The organism is Bacillus sp. MYb78, assembly GCF_002975115.1.
GTDB classification, from domain to species: Bacteria; Bacillota; Bacilli; order Bacillales; family Bacillaceae_G; genus Bacillus_A; species Bacillus_A cereus.
This window is the reverse complement of the sequence record NZ_PCOB01000004.1, coordinates 244728-263721: the sequence shown is the minus strand read 5'-3', so window position 1 is coordinate 263721 and position 18994 is coordinate 244728. Positions and strand designations below refer to the sequence as shown.

Sequence of the window (18994 nt, the reverse complement as noted above, 5' to 3'; positions counted from 1 at the left end):
TAATATAATTATAATCTATTTATCTAGAGCTATCTTGACTGCTTCAATTGCATGTATATGAGTCGTATCAAATATCGGGACAGATACGTTTTCTTGCTTTATTAATAACCCTATTTCTGTACAACCTAATATGATTCCCTGTGCTCCTTTTTGCACTAACTCTTCGATGACTCTTTTATAATATTCTCTAGATTGAGATACTATTTTTCCTAAACATAATTCTGTATATATTACTTTATTTATTTCTTTTCTATTTTTTTCTGATGGTACTATTACTTTTATATCATGCTCTTCAATACGTGACTTATAGAAATCTTGCTCCATTGTATATTTAGTTCCAAGCAGACCAACCTTTTGAATGTCTTTTCTTTTAATTTCTTTTGCAGTTGCATCGGCAATATGTAAGACTGGAATATCAATTTTCTCCTTTATTTTTCCAACTACCTTATGCATTGTATTTGTACAAATGATTATAAAGTCTGCTCCTCCCTTCTGTAATGAATACGCCGCATTCGCTAAAACTTCACCTGCTCCATTCCAATCTCCTCTAGACTGGAATCTTTCAATCTCTTCAAAGTCCACACTATTAATCAAACATTTTGCTGAATGTAGCCCTCCTAATCTCTCTTTTATTTCTTCATTAATAATTCGATAATATTCAGAAGTTGATTCCCAACTCATACCACCTATAAGACCTATCGTTTTCATACAAACACCTACCTAAACTATTTTTATAAAACTAATAACAATGTTTTATTATGTATATTATACATAATAAAACAAGACTTTAAGTTTGGAATATAAAGTCTTGTTTTAACGGAAAATACGGAAATAATAAAGAATAATTCTACTTTCATTTCCAAGGAAATTTTTATAGAATATTCTGAAATTAATAATCTGATTTTTTTATGAATTCTTTATACTTATAATTAAAACACTCTCGATACAGCTCTTTGATTTCATCATATGATGGAACACGTGGGTTATTAGCTGGGCTACCACTTTCAATTGCATCTGATGCCATTTTAGAAATAGCATTTTCAAATTCAATTTCATCGATTCCGTATTCTTTTAAATTTGGAATACGAAGATCAAAGCAAAGTTTTTTTATTTCACCAAGCGTGTAGTCTGCTACTTCCTCATCAGAATTCGAATACAAATCCTTATTTAAACTACGTCCAATTTTTGCTAACCTTTTCATTGCACTTGTTTTTGTAAACTCTAACACTGTAGGTAATAGTATGGCATTTGATATTCCATGCGGTACATGAAATAATGCTCCCACTGGCCTTGACATTCCATGAACTAATGTAACTGATGCATTAGAAAATGCAATTCCAGCTTGTAAGGAAGCAATCATCATCGCTTCTCTTGCCTCCATATTACGTCCATCTTCATATGCTATACGTAAATATTTCATAATACTTTCAATAGCTGAAAGAGCAAGTACATCTGTAAGTGGTTGTGAAACTTTAGAAATATACGCTTCAATCGCATGACATAATGCATCTATTCCTGTTGCTGCCGTAATTTGTGTTGGTAATGAACTTGTCAAAACTGGATCTATAATTGCTACTTTCGGTATAAAACTAGGATGCTTCATCATCATTTTTACATCTGTTTTTTTATTCGTTATTACTGCTACACTTGTAACTTCCGATCCAGTACCAGAAGTTGTTGGAATTGCAATAAGTGGTAGTGGATTGTTTTCTATTTCAATATCCTTTTGGACATAATCCTCAACTTCTCCACCATTTGTATATAAAACCGCTACTGCTTTCGCAGCATCAATACAACTTCCACCACCAATACCGATAATAAAATCACACTTTTCCTCTTTACAAAGAGATAACGCTTCTAACACGTGTATATTTGTAGGCTCAGCATCTACTTTATTATATGTACTAACAGTAATACTTTTCTTATTTAGTTGTTGTATACACTTTTCAACATATCCTAATTTCTCCATAATTGTATCAGTAACTATAAAAGCTCTTTTCCCTAACTTTTTTGATTGTTCCCCCAGTTTTTCAAGCGAATTCCTTCCATATAATACCGACTTTGGCATACGAAACTCAGAAACTTCTTGCAAGTACTCCACCCCTTCTTATCCTAATTAATATTTTATGATATAAATTATCGATTTGATGAATCTTTACGATTCGAATTTTTAATAGAGTCCTGTTAAAGTATAGAACGCGATAACTAAAAATACAGCAACCGTTTTCAAAATTGTGATAGCAAATATATCTTTATAGGACTGTTTATGTGTTAATCCTGTTACTGTAAGAATAGTAATAATAGCCCCGTTATGCGGTAGTGTATCCATTCCTCCTGATGCCATTGATACGATACGGTGCATAACTTCTAATGGAATATCAAATTGATTGGCCGCTGCAATAAATTTATCTCCCATTGCGCTTAATACTATTCCCATACCTCCTGATGCAGAGCCTGTAATTCCAGCTAAAATATTCGTCGTTACTGCACCATTCACTAACGGATTTGTGAAAGTAGCAGAGATACCATCTCTCATAATTGCGAAGCCTGGAAGTGCTGCAATGACACCACCGAATCCAAACTCAGCTCCTGTATTCATCGTTGCAAGTAGCGCTCCACCAATACTTGTATTCAATCCAGCTTGGAAACCTGTTACTACTCGCTTCCAATATAATAATAACGTTGTTAAGATCCCTATAATAAGTGCCAATTCTACAGACCAAATTCCTACTACTGCACTTAATTCTACTTTTCCAAATGCTTTCATACCAATTGCAGAAAAATCAAAACCGCTTGGATACCACTTCGGTATCATAATAGTAAACACTTTATTCATTACACCTACTAAAATAAGTGGTATAAATGCAATAAGTTGTTGTGCTCTTGTGATTTCAATGTTATTAATTAATGGCATATTTTTTTGTTCTAATTGCAAAGATGCTGCCATTTCAGTATTTCCGTCATTAAAACCAAAATATCCTTCACCTGCCGCTTTTGCCTTCTTACGTCTACTCTCTAAATATAGTAAACCTAATGTAAGAACAAAAATTGCTCCTACAATCCCAAGTATCGGTGCAGCATAAATATCCGTTTTAAAAAATGTTGTAGGTATTACATTTTGAATTTGTGGTGATCCAGGTAGTGCATCCATTGTAAACGTTACTGCTCCAAGAACAATCGTTCCAGGGATTAAACGTTTTGGAATATTAGCTTGTCGAAACAACTTAGCTGCGAACGGATAAACAGCAAACACTACTACATACACACTAACACCACTATACGTTAAAATAGCCCCCATTAATACAATCGCTAATATAGTACGTTTTTCACCGACTAACTCAATAATCGTTTTTGCAATAGAATCCGCAATTCCTGACATTTCCACTACTTTTCCAAATATTGCTCCTAATAAAAACACAGGAAAATATAGCTTTATAAAACCAACCATTTTCTCCATAAAGATATTAGAAAAGAAAGGTAATACATAACTAGGTTCTGTCAAAAATACTGCAAATAATGCAAATATCGGTGCGAATAAAATAACAGAAAAGCCTCTGTATGCTACGAACATAAGTAAACTTAGTGCTAATAATATAATAACTAACTCCAATTTTACCCCTCCATTAAACAGAATATTCTAAAATTTATTGATAAACTTCTACTAATCTTTTAATTCTGACATCCCTCCTCTTATTCATACAATTTTTTCATGCTAAAAATGTCTAATTATAAATATTCGATTACATATGAAAAATCCCTTTAAACAGAAACGAATTCCTCATCATACGTTATAAAGGGATTGCTAGTATCTATATTTACTAATTTATTAAACTTTTTTCTACACAAAAATGATACAGTTCTTCAACATCTTTCACTATGTAAGTCGCACTAACTTCAGTCAGTTCTTTCTCACAGCCATAGCCATATAAAACACCAATTGAAGCAATTCCATTTTGATTCGCACCTATTATATCGTGCTTTCTATCACCGATCATTATCATTTCTTCTTTATTTAGTTCTTCATTTGTTTGTAAAATATGAGCAATTATTTCATCTTTTTTTATTCTTGTACCATCTAAATTACTTCCAATGATATCTTCGAAATAATTCGTCAATTGAAAATGCTCTATAACTTGTTTCGCAAATACAGTGGGCTTTGAAGTTGCTACAAATATGCGATTCCCTGAACTTTTTAATTGTTGCAAGAGCTTCAGAATCCCCTCATATACATTATTTTCAAACAATCCACGCTGCTTTAAATACTCACGGAAGTAAAAAACAGCACGTTCAAGCTCTCCTTCACTCATATTATATCTCTCTATGAATGATTGCTGAATAGGAGGACCTATAAATGAATCTAACTCACTTACATGTACTTCTTCAATTCCTACTTTTTTTAATGCATATAAAACCGAGTTTACAATCCCTTCTTTCGGATCCGTTAAAGTTCCATCTAAATCAAATAGAAATGTTTTATACATGTTTCATTCCTCCACTTAATTTGCTGTATAAATAACTGCTAACATCTCTTCCACTTCTCCCTATTATACTATCATTATCTATTTTTTCGAAAAATCAATTTCCATATGTCACATACTTTCAGTTACAAAATACGATAGATATGATACAGTAAAAAAGTTACAATTATTTTAATAGAAACTGGTGAAACAAATGTCAATTACGTTAATTTTTATAATGGCTTTCACAATTGTGATCCACGCAGTTGAAACAAGCTCTTATAGTATTCGATTAGCCGGGGTTCGTTTAAAGAAGATTGCTGTCGCATTATCCGTCGTAGGAATCGTATTACTCATTTCAAGAACATCAAACTTACTACAAGCCTTTTTACTTGGCGGGATTGTTGACGAAGCAAAACTAGATCCTTCTATTGATTTAGAGCATATTATACGTCTTGTACTATTATCTGCTTCTATCGGTACATTGCTTGCGATTATACTGTATCCAACTTTGACAAAACTATTTGGATATGTCATTCAAAACTTTGAAACAGACGGTTCTTTCATTCGAATGATGAAAACGAATAACATTCAAAAATTAAAGTACACAAAAAAATATGTCCGCTTTCCAAAGTTAGAAATGATTCATAGATTGCGTATCGGCGGTATTCCAAAGCGTATAATGCTTATTAACATGTTCGCTACTGCAATTTATACAGCGGGGGTTCTTTCCGCACTATATGCTTCTTTTTTAATTCCAGCTTTCGCAACAAAAGCCACTACAGCTTCTGGTCTTATTAATGGTTTTGCTACTATTTTATTAACAGTGCTACTAGATCCACGTATTGCTCTTTTAACAGAGCGAGCTCTTCAATCAGAAGAAGGTGCTGAAGCAATGAGTAAAATGTATGCTTGGCTAATGATTTCTAGACTTTTTGGTACATTACTAGCTCAACTGTTATTCATACCAGGTGCTTACTGGATCACATGGATTATAAAGCTTATGAATTAAATCCACACTCTAAAAAAAGCAGGTGAGATAACAAATGATTATACAAACAGAACAAGATATCATTCGCTTAATAGAAAACGACGAATGGATGATGACTGTATTACAAATGGCAAAATCACTAGAGCTACCTGATTGGTGGGTTTGTGCCGGCTTTGTTCGTTCTAAAATTTGGGATACTTTACACGACTACGAAATAAGAACAGATACGCCTGATGTAGATGTTATTTATTACGATTGTCTACATAAAGACGAAACATATGAAAAGTTATTAGAAACGAAACTAATGAATATGGATGCCACTATCCCTTGGTCAATAAAAAATCAAGCTCGTATGCATGTAATGAATAACATGCCGCCATATTCTTCTTCTGTTGATGCTATTTCTAAATTTCCTGAAACAGCAACGGCTTTAGGAGTTACACTTGATGAACTAAACAACGTCATATTAACAGCCCCATGTGGTATTGAAGATGTCCTTTCCTTACAAGTGAGACCAACAGCTCATTTTCTTGAATCGAAAGAACGATTACATATGTACAAAAACAGAGTTATAAAAAAGAATTGGCAAAGTAAGTGGCCTAACATCACAATCACATATCCAGAAATATAGAAAGGGTGCCCCTCATTTATAGAAGCACCCTTTTCTTCATTTCAAAAAATATATGACTGTTTCTGCAAACCTATCTGCTTCCTCATAATGAGGTGAATGACCGCTCTCTTCAAATACGATATACTTGCCGTTTCGGGCATCTTTATTAAATGTTTTAATTTGTTCTTCACACGTTACTACATCATGTTTTCCTACAATTAATAACATTTGATTCTGTACTTCTTTTATTTTATATAATAATGACGTATGACATGAGCCCTCTAATTTTAATCTATCAAAATGAATTTGAGAGCGATTTGAAAATACTTCCCACTCTTCATCACTGTATAAACTCTCATCTGTCCTATCTTCCTTATTATTGTAAATCTCCATTCTTTTTTCTTCTAATTCATTGCTTAGTCTTATATAAGCTTCTAACAACTCTTTTGAACTAGCATTGCTAGATGAATAAGCAAGAGACTCTTCTGCTACTTCTTCTTTTCCATATTTTTTTAATAAATGCCCTGTCTTTTGCAACAAAGCTCTACTTGTTAATGCAAAGTCGAAAGTTGGTCCTTCAAATATTATTTTCTCTATTGAACTTGGATATGCCGAAGCATATAACAACGCTACATATCCACCGAAAGAATGTCCAATTACAGACCATTTCTCAATTTGTAATACTTTTCTTAGTTCCTCAGCGTCTTCAACTAAATCAATTAGTCCAAAAGGTTCTTCTTCTGAAATTACTTCTGAACGACAAACACCTCTTTGATCTATCATAATTACATATAGAGAATCTTTTAAACGTTCCGCTTGATGAAATGAAAAATCATAGCAACTCTCTCCTGGACCACCATGCAAGTATAAGACTGGCTTATTTTTAGGATTTCCATGCGTTTCAACGTATAGCTTTTTCCCTCTAATATTCATGTATTTCCCTGCTTCTATCAAATTTGCCTTTATGATCATCACCCTCTCTTTTTACTGAATATTATAACATTTAATGTTAAATAATCCCTATTACATTTAAGAAGACGATAATTATTGCAAGTGGTGCTACAAATCGAAGTAAAAATGCCCAACAAGTAAATACTTTCTTTCCATAATTTCCACCTACAAAAAACTCTGCTTCTAGTACCTTCTTCTCCATTTTGAATGAAACGAAAATACTAATAAATAGTGCACCAAGCGGCATTAATATATTACTAGATAAAAAGTCTACTGCATCAAAAATATTCTTTCCAAAAATCGTAATATCACTCCATACTCCAAATGATAACGCAGATGGTATACCTACTAAGAAAATACAGAAACCGATCATCCATGATAATTTCGTTCTTCTGTCTTGTTTACCATTTGCTAATGCTGAAACAACAGTCTCTAGTAAAGAAAATGCCGATGTTAATGTCGCAAATGTAAATAGTGCAAGAAATACTGTTAAGAAAAATCCACCAAATGGGATTTGACTAAATACAGATGGTAATACGATAAATAGTAATCCAGGTCCTTCTGTTGGCTCCATTCCTAATGAAAATACGGCTGGAAAAATAGCAAGACCCGCAAATAAAGAAACAAATAAATTCAATCCAACAATTGTTATTGCTGATTTTGGTAAACTTTCTTTTTTATTTAAATAGGAACTATAGGTAACCATAATTGAAATCCCGATACTAATCGCAAAGAATGATTGCCCCATTGCGAACAAAATACTTTCCGAAGTAATCTTTGAGAAATCTGGTTGTAAGAAAAACTTCACACCTTTCATTGCGTCATCAAGTGTTAACGAACGAATAATAAGAGCGACAAATAAAACGAACAATGCTGGCAACATATATTTACTTGTTTTTTCAATTCCATTTTGTACACCTTTTGATACAACCCATATCGTAATGAACATAAAAGCGAAATGTCCCATAATAGCCCAAGCGGGATTCCCAATTGTTTCAGTAAATAACGCACCGTAATTTTGTCCTGGAGTAATCAGTTGTCCTGTTATTCCTCTGAATAAATAAATTAATACCCATCCACCTACAACACTATAAAACGAAAGTAGTATAAAACACGTTCCAACGCCAAGGCGTCCGATCCAGTGCCATCCTGTATTTGGTGCGATGCTTTTAAATGCTCCAACTGCTTGTTTCTGCGTACTGCGTCCAATCATAAATTCAGCTATAAGTAGCGGTAGTCCAATTAAAACAGTAAATAATATAAAGATTAAAAAGAACGCTCCTCCCCCACTCTTCCCAGCGATATAAGGAAACTTCCATATCGCACCAAGTCCAATTGCTGATCCGGCTGCTGCCATTATAAAACCTAATTTCGAAGTCCATTGCTCCGTCTGTTTCATCTCATTTTCCTCCTAATTAAATCTTTTTATATAAATAAATAAATTTTATATACCTATCCAAATAAACCCTCCATTTCTTCTTCCATATAATAAAAAAATGGCCTAGCATCTCTATTTAAAGAGACGCTAAGCCATTTACTTAACGCGGTACCACCCTTATTGATTCCATTATGAATCCACCTTAGTAGTAATCGTTTGATTACAAACCTAATATCGAAGGTTAACCGTTAAGATTTACTAAGAATGTGATTCCGTTCCACCTTACTGCTCCTAGGCGAGTTCAGGATGTCATTTGACTATGTCGCACCAACCCATAGCTCTCTGTACAAATACATGACCTTACTACTCCTATTCAACACATTTTAATATTTAGAATATATTTTCTTTTGAAATTAATATGAAGTATATCGGTTATATTTGTAACTGTCAAGGGATATATTATTTTTTTGTCGAAAAAGATTTCTCAAGACGTTAATATTGTTCTAATAGCTCTAACATGCCATTCACCAAAAAGTCATTTGGATCATGTGTAAATACTATAGATTGTTCAATCGCCTTCACATCTACTTCATATTTCTTTAGTTCTCGTTGTATTAATACTTTCGCCATATCGGACAATAGCGCTTGTAGTCCATCACGTACTTGTCCTTCCGTTAAAACGTACTTTACGATGACTTCAAAAAATAATACAACCCTTTATTTTTTCTTCCACTCTCGTTATACACTGTACAACGCCACTACAATCTATAAAAATTTAATACTTCGTGCACTTATAAAATTATAATGTGTCTACCTATTTCTATCCTAAAACGCAAAAAAGCACTTGTTTCCTTTAGTTGACAATCAAGTGCTTTAAGTTCAAATGTTTTTAAGTAGCGTAAATTTGTAAGTTTTGTAGTAACAGTATGACGCCTTTTGTACATCATGACAAATACTATATTAAAACTTACGAGTTTGTACGAGCTTGTTAGTTTAATATACATTCCATGTGTTTATATTTATCGCCCGGTAACTTGCCACTTTTCCAACAGGAACAAAGTTTAGGAGTGTCCACCCTGCGGCGATGAGTCTTTCTTTTGTTGATAATTCTTCGCCTGTGATAGGGTCTTTACCAGTAACCGCTCGAATTGCATCATTAATTCCGATGAATTCAGCTGCTCCTTCTAATCTATTTTCTTATACTATTTGCTGAAACAACATATGTACTTATTATTTATTATACTATCCTCTCTTCTATCTTAAAATGCAAAAAGCACTTGTTGCCTCTCATAGACAATCAAGTGCTTTAAGTTCATGTGTTTTTAAGTAGCATGAATTTGTAAGTTTTGCAGTAAAAAATGTGATACCTTTTGTATGTCATAAAAACTACTACTTTAAAACTTACGAATTTATACGAGTTCATTAGCTTCATATACAATCCATGTGTTTATATTCATCGCCTAGTAAAATGTCATCTCACCTAAGCTCGTACTTCGTTTTATATTCTCTCATTGCACACAGTACTCCATAATGGTACAACCATCATGAAGTACGTACTTTCTAACAGCCTATTCTTTTTCTTTTCACTGCAAATATACTTTATTTTTTACTCATCTACATATATGCTTAACCTCTTAAATTATTTATTATAAACTATTCATCCCACTCCTCATATACAACTGATCCTTTATAAATTAAAATTAAATTTCACTTCATCTATATCTCCATCGTACTCAAAATCATATAATCTAATAAAAGAATCATAGATTCTGCCAATTCTTCTCCATAGTGTTACAATAGGTATTATCTAAAATAAAAGAGACTACCTTTAAGTAATCTCTTGGTCTACAATGATTTATTCTTTCTATTTATTCAATCGGTCCCATAAACTGAGTAATTAAATAAATATGCTCAATCAATTTAACTTTTTGCAGATTCTCTACTTTTTCTGCCCCTCCTAATCCAAGAAGAGGAACATAACCAAAACACTCATTATAAGTTGGTATTCCGTAATTTTGGATAGCTACTGAATAAGGATTCCATTCCATGTCTTCTTCTAAATATTCTTCTTCCTCAAGAAACCTTAAAAATAGCTCAAATTTAGAAGCAATGACTTTTGATTTCCCTTTACGATAATTTAATTGAATAATATATGATTTATCACCATATTTCTCAAGCAAAAGGATATCCCCCATACTTGTTGTAAATAATGGTATTGTATTTTGGTGTCTAATATATGTTTCTTTGACAATTTCAAAATAACCTTCAGGATTAATTAACCTAAGAAATCCATTCAAGGTCGTTCCAAATCCATACTCTTTCCAAATATCAGTTAATGATTCAGGAAGTGTATTAGAATATTTTTCAATTATACTTTCAGGGACTTTTTGTTCCAGTTTAAATTCCTTCATTATTTTTAATTTATGCAATTTTTTTCCTCCTTTAATGTGTTAACTTGACATTCAAATAAGTATTTTTTAGTTGTTCTGATGTCATGTTTTTTGCTATTTCCTCGATTTGTTTATCAACAATTTTGATTCTAGTCCGCCATTGACTACCTATAGAGAAATTAACCCTCTTATCTCCCATCCCTCCTATTATTTCAGGTCTTCCACCCGCAACCTGATCTGGATTATGAAGTGCTGCTTGAGTTTTCATCCATTCATTCGCTTGCGTCTTTGCTTCTTTAAGTGTTAATCCTTGTTCAAATAACTCATCAATTTTATCTCTTAATGCTCTTTCTCTTGCTGCCTGCTGGTATGCATTTCCTTCTATTGCCCTACCTTTATCAATAAATCGATTTCGATTTTCCCGGTATTCATGTACGGTTAATTCATTCATACCTTTTTCTTGATCCTTTAACTGTCTTGCAAATTCTTCTGAATCGAATTTTGTTTTGTAGTTAAATTTCACTTCAATTTCTTTTATTCTAGGTATATCATCTAAATGCTTGACTTCACCCGTACCCTATGTTGTAATCTTAAACCCTCACAACAAAAAAACAAACCATGTAAACCTTATTAAACTACTTCTTTTTCTTCCACTACCGGCAACTCATAAGCTATTTTATATTTCATCATGCCATATACAATGTTTACAAGCCTTCTCATAATACATACCAATGCTTGTCCTTTTGTTTTTCCTTCTTTTAATTTCTTTTGGTAGTACGCATGAAACACTGGATTCCGTGGCTTCTTACTGCCTTTTGCTACTTGCACTTGCTGTACTGCTAAATTATAAAATAAAGCGTGTAGCGCCCTGTTTCCTTGTTTGCTTTTGTGTGTCTTACCTTTCCCACCAGAGAACCAAAGTAAACAGGCGCAATCCCCGCAAATCGTGCTAATTTGTTGGCATTTGGAAATCGCCTTACATCCCCAATTTCTGCAATTAATGCTGATGCCGTCACAAGTTCTATTCCCGGCATCGTTTCTAATTGATAAGCTAGTAGTTTTACTAGCTGTTTTAATTCTCTTTCGATGTATTTAATTTCTGTCTTTTTAAACTCAATATCCCGTACAATACTTCTTACTAAAAAGTCTCGTGTTTCTTGATATTCCTTCATTGTATGTTCATCTTCTTTTACAAGTTTTAATATTTCGCTTGCTTTCTTTACTGAACATGTATTGTTGCTAACATCTAATAAAAAAGCTGTTAATTGCTTTATATTTGCCCCCTCTAAACAAGAGGGTGACGGATATTGCTGCCAAAACGCTAATGCTGTTTTTCCATCTAACTCTGAGAAAAACTTTTTATAACTTGGATAATGGTGGTTTAATTGAATATGTAATTGGTTCTTTAATGCACTTTGTGCTTTTACTAATGCATTCCTTCTTGAAACCAATTGTTGTATCGACCAAAATAAATCTTTTGGCTTTGCATCTGGCAATTGATTAAATTTGTTTACCAATATGCGTGCTACACATTCCGCATCCCAACTATCACTTTTTTGTGTCGTCACATGGCTTTTTCGCTCTAAAAATGATAAAGCTGGATTTACTTCTTTCACTACTTGTTCATGATCTACTAAATATTTCGCTAACGCTCTTCCGTAACCACCAACATCTTCTAAACCAAATACAACTGATACCCCAGCACTCACATATGTCTCTACTTCTAATAAAAACTTCGAAAATGCAGATGGTTTATTCTCAAATTGTATTTCTCCTAGTTTCTCTTGCCAACAATTAATAATAACAGCCGTATGATGCTCCTTATGTAACTCTACTCCTACATACAAATAGTTCTGTCTATTATGCATAACTCATCCCTCTATTCAATGATTTAGTCATATATAAAAATGTCGGCAACCTTAGTTCGAGCGTTCATCTTCCGATGCGCATAGGTACGCAAGCCTATCCATTTTTCATAACTCTAGTAGTATGTATAGTAAAATGAGCTAATTTTTTAAGTGAATTTATAAAATAATTGCTGGATGTTTCCCAATTGTTTGTATTTGCCCGTATGTATATACCCCTCGATAAAAGTTCTCTCGGTCTAACATACGTTTCACTTGCACTTTCGTAAACAACTTTCCTTTCTCAGTACAATACCCTTCCCTATTTAGTCGTTCTGCCAATTGAGTCAGCGACCAATGTTTAAAAAAGTGTCTTAACTCAAATAGTCTACGTACAACCACTGCTTTCTCCGTATCTACTTCTAACACTTTTTGTCCTTTCTTTACTCTATAACCAAACATCACACCGCCCCCCGCATATCCACCTTGTTCTGCTTTCTGCTTTCTTCTTTCTACCTCGACTTAGCTTTAATGCAATCTCAAGACGTTGATATTGATCTAATAGCTCTAACATACCATTTACTAAAAAGTCATTTGGGTCATGCGTGTATATACTATAATTTGATTGTTCAATTGCTTTCACATCTACCTCATATTTCTTTAGCTCTCGTTGTATTAACACTTTTGCCATGTCTGAGCGCCATAAACGAGATGTATTTAGTACAACAACTTGACTCACTTGTTGCTACGCCATATCCGACAATAGCTCTTCTAATCCCTCACGTTCAACTGTTAATCCATCTTCATCTACTTTCGCTCCGCTGATTCCTTTATCTTCGTATATGTGAAGCAGTTGTAGTTTATTTTCGATGCAGTACCCTTCAATTTCTTCTACTTGATACGTTAGGCTATACCCTTCACGCACTTGTCCTTCCGTTGAAACTCGTACATAACCAACTACTTTCTCTCCCATATTGAGCCCCTTCCCGTTACAGCAATTAAAGTCCCTGTAACGTTTACCCGTTTTTTGCGGATAACGTATGCATAACGTCCATCCGTTAAAACGTACTTTACGATGACTTCAAAAAATAACACAACCCTTTATTTTTTCCTCTACTATCGTCGTACACTGTACATAGCCATTACAATCTATAAAACAACAATAAAAATTTAACACTTAATGCACTTATAAAATTATAATGCTCTTTTAAATTTCTATGCTAAAACGCAAAAAAGCACTTATTGCCTTTAATTGACAATCAAGTGCTTTAAATTCATATGTTTTTAAGTAGCATAAATTTGTAAGTTTTGTAGTACAAGTATGACACCTTTTACATGTCGCAACAAGTGTTACGTTAAAACTTACGAGTTTGTACGAGTTCATTAGTTTAATATACATTCCATATGTCTATATTCATCGCCATGTAAAATGTCATCTCGCCTAAGCTCATACTTCCTTTTCTATTCTATCATTGCACATAGTACTCCATGATGGTACAACCATCATGGAGTACGTATTCTCAAACACCCTATTATTTTTTCTATCCACTTCACATGTACTTTATTTTCCATTCGTATATGTGCTAATGTATATTTAAACTTTAACACCACGAGCTTTTTTATTTTCTTATGTAAAGTATATATCGAGTAGTAAGTGTAGTTGCAATACTTATAAAGTCATTGTAACCAATCCCATGCACTTTTCTTTTTACTATAAGCTTTTGATTTTAACATAAAATTATAAAAACCTTGAGAGGCATATAGCCCATCAAGGTTTCAAATTAATATAAGATTAACGCTCTTCACTATTCAGCAGTTTATTCAAATTTCAATCAAAAAATTACTATTGTAAGTAACTAGTAGAAGTAATATAATCAAAATCCTCAAAAGAGTTAACTAGGTTCTCGTACTCAAAATTGTAAATTAAAATAACAGCGTTATATAACTTATTTACGTTAACATATCCTCTAATTTTAGGTAGTATAATTTCCTCATATGAACACCCCTCTAATAAAGCAGAGATATTATCACTCTTTTCTTCTAATACCGCTTTTTCAATAAAATCCTCATCTGTTTCATCCATATCAATATTGAAATCTACAAAAAATTTAGAAGGTACAGACTCTCCGTCTTCATCGTATGTTAAATTGACGTATTTCTCTAACTGGTTTTGTGTTTTAATATTACCTAACCATATTGAAACCATTCCTTGCTTTTCCATAAATAACACACCCCTATTTTAATCTTAATCCTTCTGGCAATGATGAAATTCCACCCTCTAATCTATAGTAAGCCCAATTATTAAGTCTTCTAATAAATGTGTTATAGTCATTTGATGTATCAATAATTGCCAATAATTCATTATGTGCTTTTGTAGAACCTAATCCCCCATGAACGCCTTTAGGATTTACAAATTTAACATCAGATATTGCTGTTCTTAAATCTTTAATTTTTTCAGCACTTATATCCCAAAACTTGAATTGTGGAGCCCTCGATACTAAATGCCATTCATGTAAACCACCAGGTTCTCTAAGCTGACGTTCAATTTTCTTTCTAATCTTTTTATCTTTCCATAATCCATCCAATTCTGCACTAGAAAGAGAATTAAAGAAATCATTAAATTTGCCACTTTTTGCAGTCGGGATATCTTCTGTAGTTAATTTAGATATATTCTCTATCTTACTACCTTCACCCGTACCCTTAACAACCTTACTCTCCATATACTGATAAGCCTCTTTCAGAGAATACTGTCCTCCTGAGACATTTCCTACTCCAGCCATGGCGAAGCCTTTTCCCTCGCCTGGGATCCATTTGTATTCCAGTAATTTTTTTACTGCGTGCTGGATCTTTTCATTCCCCTGCAAGAAAGTTGTTTTTACGGTTGTGGCACCTTTGTTCCATAGATTGCCGATTTTGTCGGCAAATCCTTTTGCTGTCGAGGCTACAAAGTTTACACCTTCTGTTACTTTGTGGCTGGCTGTTTTTATGCCATCAACAGCTGCTTTTCCAGCTTTTCCGGCTACCATTGTTACGCCTTCGCCTAGTCTTTTTCCGGCTTTTACAATCGTCTTCCCAAAGCTAGAAGCGACATACTTTATTCCTTTTCCAGCAAGACTTGCCACTTTTCCAACAGGAACAAAGTTTAGGAGTGTCCAACCTGCGGCGATGAGTCTTTCTTTTGATGATAATTCTTTTCCTGTAATAGGGTCTTTACCGGTAACTGCACGAATTGCATCATTTACTCCGATGAATTCAGCTGCTCCTTCTATTCCCTTTTCCCACCATGATTTTTCATGTTTCTTTTCTTTTTTATGGGTTTCTTTCAATTTTTCATTTTGTTTCTTTTGATATTCTTCATCAGCTTGACGAAACTTTTGAGCGATACGCCGTAATTCTTTTTCTGTAACTTGTAAGTTACGTATGTAAGATTCCATGAGTCTCATTGATCTCATATATTCCCCATAAAAATGCTGACTCGTTGCTCCTTGCCATTGCATTTGAATACTAAACATAGATTGATTGAGATTTTGTTGTATCGTCTGGCTGTGTGTTTGCATCTCTGATATGTTTTTGGCAATTTGTTCGAGTTGTTCAGGTTTGACCTTAATCTCCAAACCTTCTCCCACCTTCCTCTATTTTATACCAAAAAGAAATAGAACTGCATCAATTTTTACTTATTCCCATTAGAAAAAACATCAAAAATACTGTTATCACAAACCGCTTCAATTTCTTCCTTTACAAATAATTTTTGAAATTTTGTTCCTGGGTTTAATATTACATTTGCCTCTAAATCTATCGTCTTTAATAATTCAACTGCATTCATAGAGACATACGGACATTCTTCTGGAATAACCATTTCTAAATGTTTCAAATCAGAATACAGTGGTAACATTAATCCTTCTTCCATTTCAAAATAATGAATTTGCAATTGTGTATTTTCAGTTGAAATCAAATTTCCTTCTTCATCTACAGTTGTATCGCCCTCTACCGAAGCAACAACGTACAAATTTGATTTCTGTAATATCTCATAAAAACGAACTCTTTTTTCTTCATTCTGTAAAGCCTCCACTAACGCCTCATCTAATGGACAAATTTCTAGTAAACTCATGAATTTTCACTCCTTATTTGAAATAAGTTCGCCACCTTACCTAGGGTAAGATGGCGAACTTTATTACTTTATTTTTTAGTAGCATTTTTTATCGCTTGTAGCCCATCATTTGCTTGGCTTCGAACGTCCTGCGGAACATGTTTATAATCCGCACGACTTACAAATTCGAAACACTGATATGCAGTATTTAAATCATTTCCCTTTAATGCATTTTGCCCAACAATAACCATCGTCTCTGCAATTTGTCTTATTTTCGCTTTACTTTGTTCATTTGTATATCCATTTTCAATAGCTGTATTTGCATAAACTAATGCAGTTGCAATATCTTTCACATTTGAGCTATTGCCATATTTCGCGAACGATTGACTTGCTACATTGAAATCATTCAGGTAATCAATAGAATTTCTAATTACGTCTTGGAAGCCAAGTCCTTGTGCACCAGGCGTTGTATACATTAATCGGTATAAATTCATAGCTCTTGCAGGATCAGATACTTCAAATCCACGTGCTTTATTTAATAACTTATTAAAAATGTTACTCATATCTCCTGCATTAGCTATACCACGTTCATAAGCTTGTCCATAATAATATAATGCATTCAATTGACTAGCTTCATCACTCTTACTATTTTCATAACTTGCTAAATTCAACAATTGAATACCTTCTAATTTCTTCGTTGCTTCCTTTATTTTCTCATTGAATCTTGCATCATCCACTATAGCTGATGAAATATCTTTTAAATATACAATTAATTCAAGGGATGGTTGAACAGATTTTTTAACTTCACTTTGCCATCCAGAATTCCCCTTTAAATTATTCCATTGCTCCATAGTTTGATTCCAAAGGAAGTTTGTATTTGTTTGTAATTTTTCAAATGCACGAGCATGTTTATTTCCATTACGAATAGAATTCGCCATATATAATACAGCGTTATAATAATCTTTCTCTACTAATGCCTGATCTGCCTTTACTTCTAACATTACAGGTAAAGATAACGATTTTGCCTTTTCTCTCTGCTCAACAACTACATTTTTAACATTTAAGATAAAGTGATAATTTTGTAATGCCACTTCTGCAGATGTCTCTTCTGCTTTTGATTTTGTTAATAAGTTCTCAATTGCATTTTTCAATTGATCCCGCAATGTGTTTTGTTCTTCACCTTTTGTCTGATCAATGTATTGATCTGCTAGTACAATTGCTTCTTTCCACTTCGCTTCGTTCATATACGCTGTTACCTGTTCAATCGCCCATTGTCCAGGTGTTTTTACTTCATCTTGCTTTGTACCATCTTTATTATCTTTTTGTTCCTCATTCTTTTTATCTTCTTTATTATTTTGTGCTTCTTCTTGTTTTGCATTTTCTTTATTCGTTTGTGCTTCTTCTTGTTTTACATCTTCTTTATTTGTTTTCGATTCTTCTGGCTTCGAATTTTCTTTATTCTCTTGTTTTTCTTCACCTTTTGATTGTTGTACTTCCTTTTCAGTCATTGCTTTTTCTTCTACATTTTTCTTTTGTTCTTTTCCTTGATTTAAAACTGGTACAGTTGGAACATCAACTTTCCCTTGTACCATTTGTTTCAATTCTTTTTCAAGCATTTGATTAAAAATATCTTGCACTCGATCGTAAGCTTGTTTTTGTAAGTCTTCATCAACGCCTTGTAATACAGAAGTTAATAAATAATATTTACTTAAAGCTGCATTTACATCTCGTTCTTCTTCTCTAAGCGCCGCATTAAAAATGTCTTTAGACAACTTTTCTATAACATATTTCTTATTTTCTTTAAAGCGTTCAAATTCTTGGTCATTAAACGCTGGATCTTGATATAAAGTTAATTGATTTCGAATATAAAATAGTTGCTCATATTTTGAACTAGCTACTTTTTCAAATTGAGCAGAATCCTGTGCTGCTAACAATAATGCTGCTTTATTGGCTTTGGCTGTCGAGGAGCTCTGAGAAATAAGCTGTAAATCATCACGTTCCGCCATTGTATTTGTCATACCATCAATTAATTTCAAATGATTTTGTGCCTTATAAAACTCTCCAAAAAACACCGCACTAGATTTCTCCCCATTTGCTGTATACCATTCTACAAGAATATCACCCGTTTTTGGTGATACTGTAATTGTGGGGTATGTTGGTTCTGGATCTGGTTTTGGTTTTTCTGTTCCAGTTCCTCCTGTTCCAGTTCCTCCTGTTCCAGTTCCTCCTGTTCCAGTTCCTTCTGTTCCAGTTCCTCCTGTTCCAGTTCCTCCTGTTCCAGTTCCT

16 protein-coding genes, 3 pseudogenes and 1 other annotated feature are annotated in these 18994 nt (G+C 33.5%); of the genes and pseudogenes, 2 read left to right on the top strand and 17 right to left on the bottom strand.

Annotated elements, in window-relative coordinates; genetic code table 11:
- Nucleotides 1-15: 15 nt before the first annotated feature.
- The 4 genes from CQ064_RS12120 to CQ064_RS12105 all read right to left on the bottom strand — a co-directional run bounded on the left by CQ064_RS12120 (nucleotide 16) and on the right by CQ064_RS12105 (nucleotide 4481).
- Nucleotides 16-708 (bottom strand): aspartate/glutamate racemase family protein, encoded by a 693-nt coding sequence (locus CQ064_RS12120; protein ID WP_000848576.1) that lies wholly within the window; start codon nucleotides 706-708, stop codon nucleotides 16-18.
- 181 nt (nucleotides 709-889) lie between these two features.
- Complete coding sequence (locus CQ064_RS12115; RefSeq protein ID WP_001158667.1) at nucleotides 890-2092, bottom strand: iron-containing alcohol dehydrogenase; 1203 nt, start codon at nucleotides 2090-2092, stop codon at nucleotides 890-892.
- 78 nt (nucleotides 2093-2170) lie between these two features.
- Nucleotides 2171-3610, bottom strand: a complete 1440-nt coding sequence (locus CQ064_RS12110; RefSeq protein ID WP_000424326.1) for a GntP family permease — start codon at nucleotides 3608-3610, stop codon at nucleotides 2171-2173.
- Between the two features lie 208 nt (nucleotides 3611-3818).
- Entirely contained in the window at nucleotides 3819-4481 is a 663-nt protein-coding gene (locus CQ064_RS12105) for an HAD family hydrolase (protein WP_000278491.1), read from the bottom strand.
- 190 nt (nucleotides 4482-4671) lie between these two features.
- On the opposite strand from CQ064_RS12105, the gene CQ064_RS12100 reads away from it, so the two are divergent.
- Nucleotides 4672-5469 (top strand): lipid II flippase Amj family protein, encoded by a 798-nt coding sequence (locus tag CQ064_RS12100; protein ID WP_000028911.1) that lies wholly within the window; start codon nucleotides 4672-4674, stop codon nucleotides 5467-5469.
- A gap of 34 nt (nucleotides 5470-5503) precedes the next feature.
- A complete protein-coding gene (locus tag CQ064_RS12095; protein ID WP_000586693.1) occupies nucleotides 5504-6079 on the top strand; it encodes a nucleotidyltransferase family protein in 576 nt (191 codons plus the stop codon).
- Between the two features lie 36 nt (nucleotides 6080-6115).
- Here the strand turns inward: CQ064_RS12095 and CQ064_RS12090 are convergent, their stop codons facing one another.
- The 13 genes and pseudogenes from CQ064_RS12090 to CQ064_RS12025 all read right to left on the bottom strand — a co-directional run.
- Complete coding sequence (locus CQ064_RS12090; RefSeq protein WP_000584226.1) at nucleotides 6116-7030, bottom strand: alpha/beta fold hydrolase; 915 nt, start codon at nucleotides 7028-7030, stop codon at nucleotides 6116-6118.
- 37 nt (nucleotides 7031-7067) lie between these two features.
- Nucleotides 7068-8408 carry a sodium-dependent transporter gene (locus CQ064_RS12085; RefSeq protein WP_000814534.1) on the bottom strand — a complete coding sequence of 447 codons (1341 nt, stop codon included), beginning with the start codon at nucleotides 8406-8408 and terminating at the stop codon, nucleotides 7068-7070.
- Nucleotides 8409-8524: 116 nt separating this feature from the next.
- Nucleotides 8525-8773, bottom strand: a binding site (T-box leader).
- A gap of 109 nt (nucleotides 8774-8882) precedes the next feature.
- Nucleotides 8883-9047 (bottom strand): annotated as a pseudogene (locus CQ064_RS12080) (recombinase family protein); the annotation flags it as partial.
- A gap of 372 nt (nucleotides 9048-9419) precedes the next feature.
- Nucleotides 9420-9584 (bottom strand): annotated as a pseudogene (locus tag CQ064_RS34055) (pre-toxin TG domain-containing protein); the annotation flags it as partial.
- A gap of 671 nt (nucleotides 9585-10255) precedes the next feature.
- Complete coding sequence (locus CQ064_RS12070) at nucleotides 10256-10798, bottom strand: T6SS immunity protein Tdi1 domain-containing protein (protein ID WP_003270419.1); 543 nt, start codon at nucleotides 10796-10798, stop codon at nucleotides 10256-10258.
- 31 nt (nucleotides 10799-10829) lie between these two features.
- Entirely contained in the window at nucleotides 10830-11300 is a 471-nt protein-coding gene (locus CQ064_RS12065) for a polymorphic toxin type 15 domain-containing protein (RefSeq protein WP_000671527.1), read from the bottom strand.
- A gap of 107 nt (nucleotides 11301-11407) precedes the next feature.
- The gene (locus tag CQ064_RS34050) at nucleotides 11408-11605 is read right to left on the bottom strand and encodes a hypothetical protein (protein WP_003270418.1); all 198 of its coding nucleotides are present in this window, start codon (nucleotides 11603-11605) and stop codon (nucleotides 11408-11410) included.
- A gap of 11 nt (nucleotides 11606-11616) precedes the next feature.
- Nucleotides 11617-12645: an IS110 family RNA-guided transposase gene (locus CQ064_RS12060; RefSeq protein WP_003270416.1), complete on the bottom strand. Its 1029-nt coding sequence runs from the start codon at nucleotides 12643-12645 to the stop codon at nucleotides 11617-11619.
- A 156-nt stretch (nucleotides 12646-12801) separates the two neighbouring features.
- A pseudogene (locus tag CQ064_RS12055) lies at nucleotides 12802-13594 on the bottom strand (recombinase family protein).
- An 870-nt stretch (nucleotides 13595-14464) separates the two neighbouring features.
- Nucleotides 14465-14842, bottom strand: a complete 378-nt coding sequence (locus CQ064_RS12040) for an immunity 22 family protein (RefSeq protein WP_000414798.1) — start codon at nucleotides 14840-14842, stop codon at nucleotides 14465-14467.
- A 13-nt stretch (nucleotides 14843-14855) separates the two neighbouring features.
- Entirely contained in the window at nucleotides 14856-16235 is a 1380-nt protein-coding gene (locus tag CQ064_RS12035) for a WXG100 family type VII secretion target (protein WP_000404152.1), read from the bottom strand.
- A 56-nt stretch (nucleotides 16236-16291) separates the two neighbouring features.
- Nucleotides 16292-16729 (bottom strand): SseB family protein, encoded by a 438-nt coding sequence (locus CQ064_RS12030; protein WP_000054423.1) that lies wholly within the window; start codon nucleotides 16727-16729, stop codon nucleotides 16292-16294.
- Between the two features lie 68 nt (nucleotides 16730-16797).
- Nucleotides 16798-18994, bottom strand: a 2197-nt coding sequence (locus CQ064_RS12025) for a hypothetical protein (protein ID WP_258166662.1), incomplete at its 5' end; no start/stop codon positions are given.

Coding starts and splice junctions, on each gene's coding strand:
- CQ064_RS12060 (WP_003270416.1), bottom strand. CDS start 12,645: ATGCATAATAGACAGAACTATTTGTATGTAGGAGTAGAGTTACATAAG.
- CQ064_RS12040 (WP_000414798.1), bottom strand. CDS start 14,842: ATGGAAAAGCAAGGAATGGTTTCAATATGGTTAGGTAATATTAAAACA.
- CQ064_RS12085 (WP_000814534.1), bottom strand. CDS start 8,408: ATGAAACAGACGGAGCAATGGACTTCGAAATTAGGTTTTATAATGGCA.
- CQ064_RS12070 (WP_003270419.1), bottom strand. CDS start 10,798: ATGAAGGAATTTAAACTGGAACAAAAAGTCCCTGAAAGTATAATTGAA.
- CQ064_RS12120 (WP_000848576.1), bottom strand. CDS start 708: ATGAAAACGATAGGTCTTATAGGTGGTATGAGTTGGGAATCAACTTCT.
- CQ064_RS12030 (WP_000054423.1), bottom strand. CDS start 16,729: ATGAGTTTACTAGAAATTTGTCCATTAGATGAGGCGTTAGTGGAGGCT.
- CQ064_RS12100 (WP_000028911.1), top strand. CDS start 4,672: ATGTCAATTACGTTAATTTTTATAATGGCTTTCACAATTGTGATCCAC.
- CQ064_RS12105 (WP_000278491.1), bottom strand. CDS start 4,481: ATGTATAAAACATTTCTATTTGATTTAGATGGAACTTTAACGGATCCG.
- CQ064_RS12095 (WP_000586693.1), top strand. CDS start 5,504: ATGATTATACAAACAGAACAAGATATCATTCGCTTAATAGAAAACGAC.
- CQ064_RS12090 (WP_000584226.1), bottom strand. CDS start 7,030: ATGATCATAAAGGCAAATTTGATAGAAGCAGGGAAATACATGAATATT.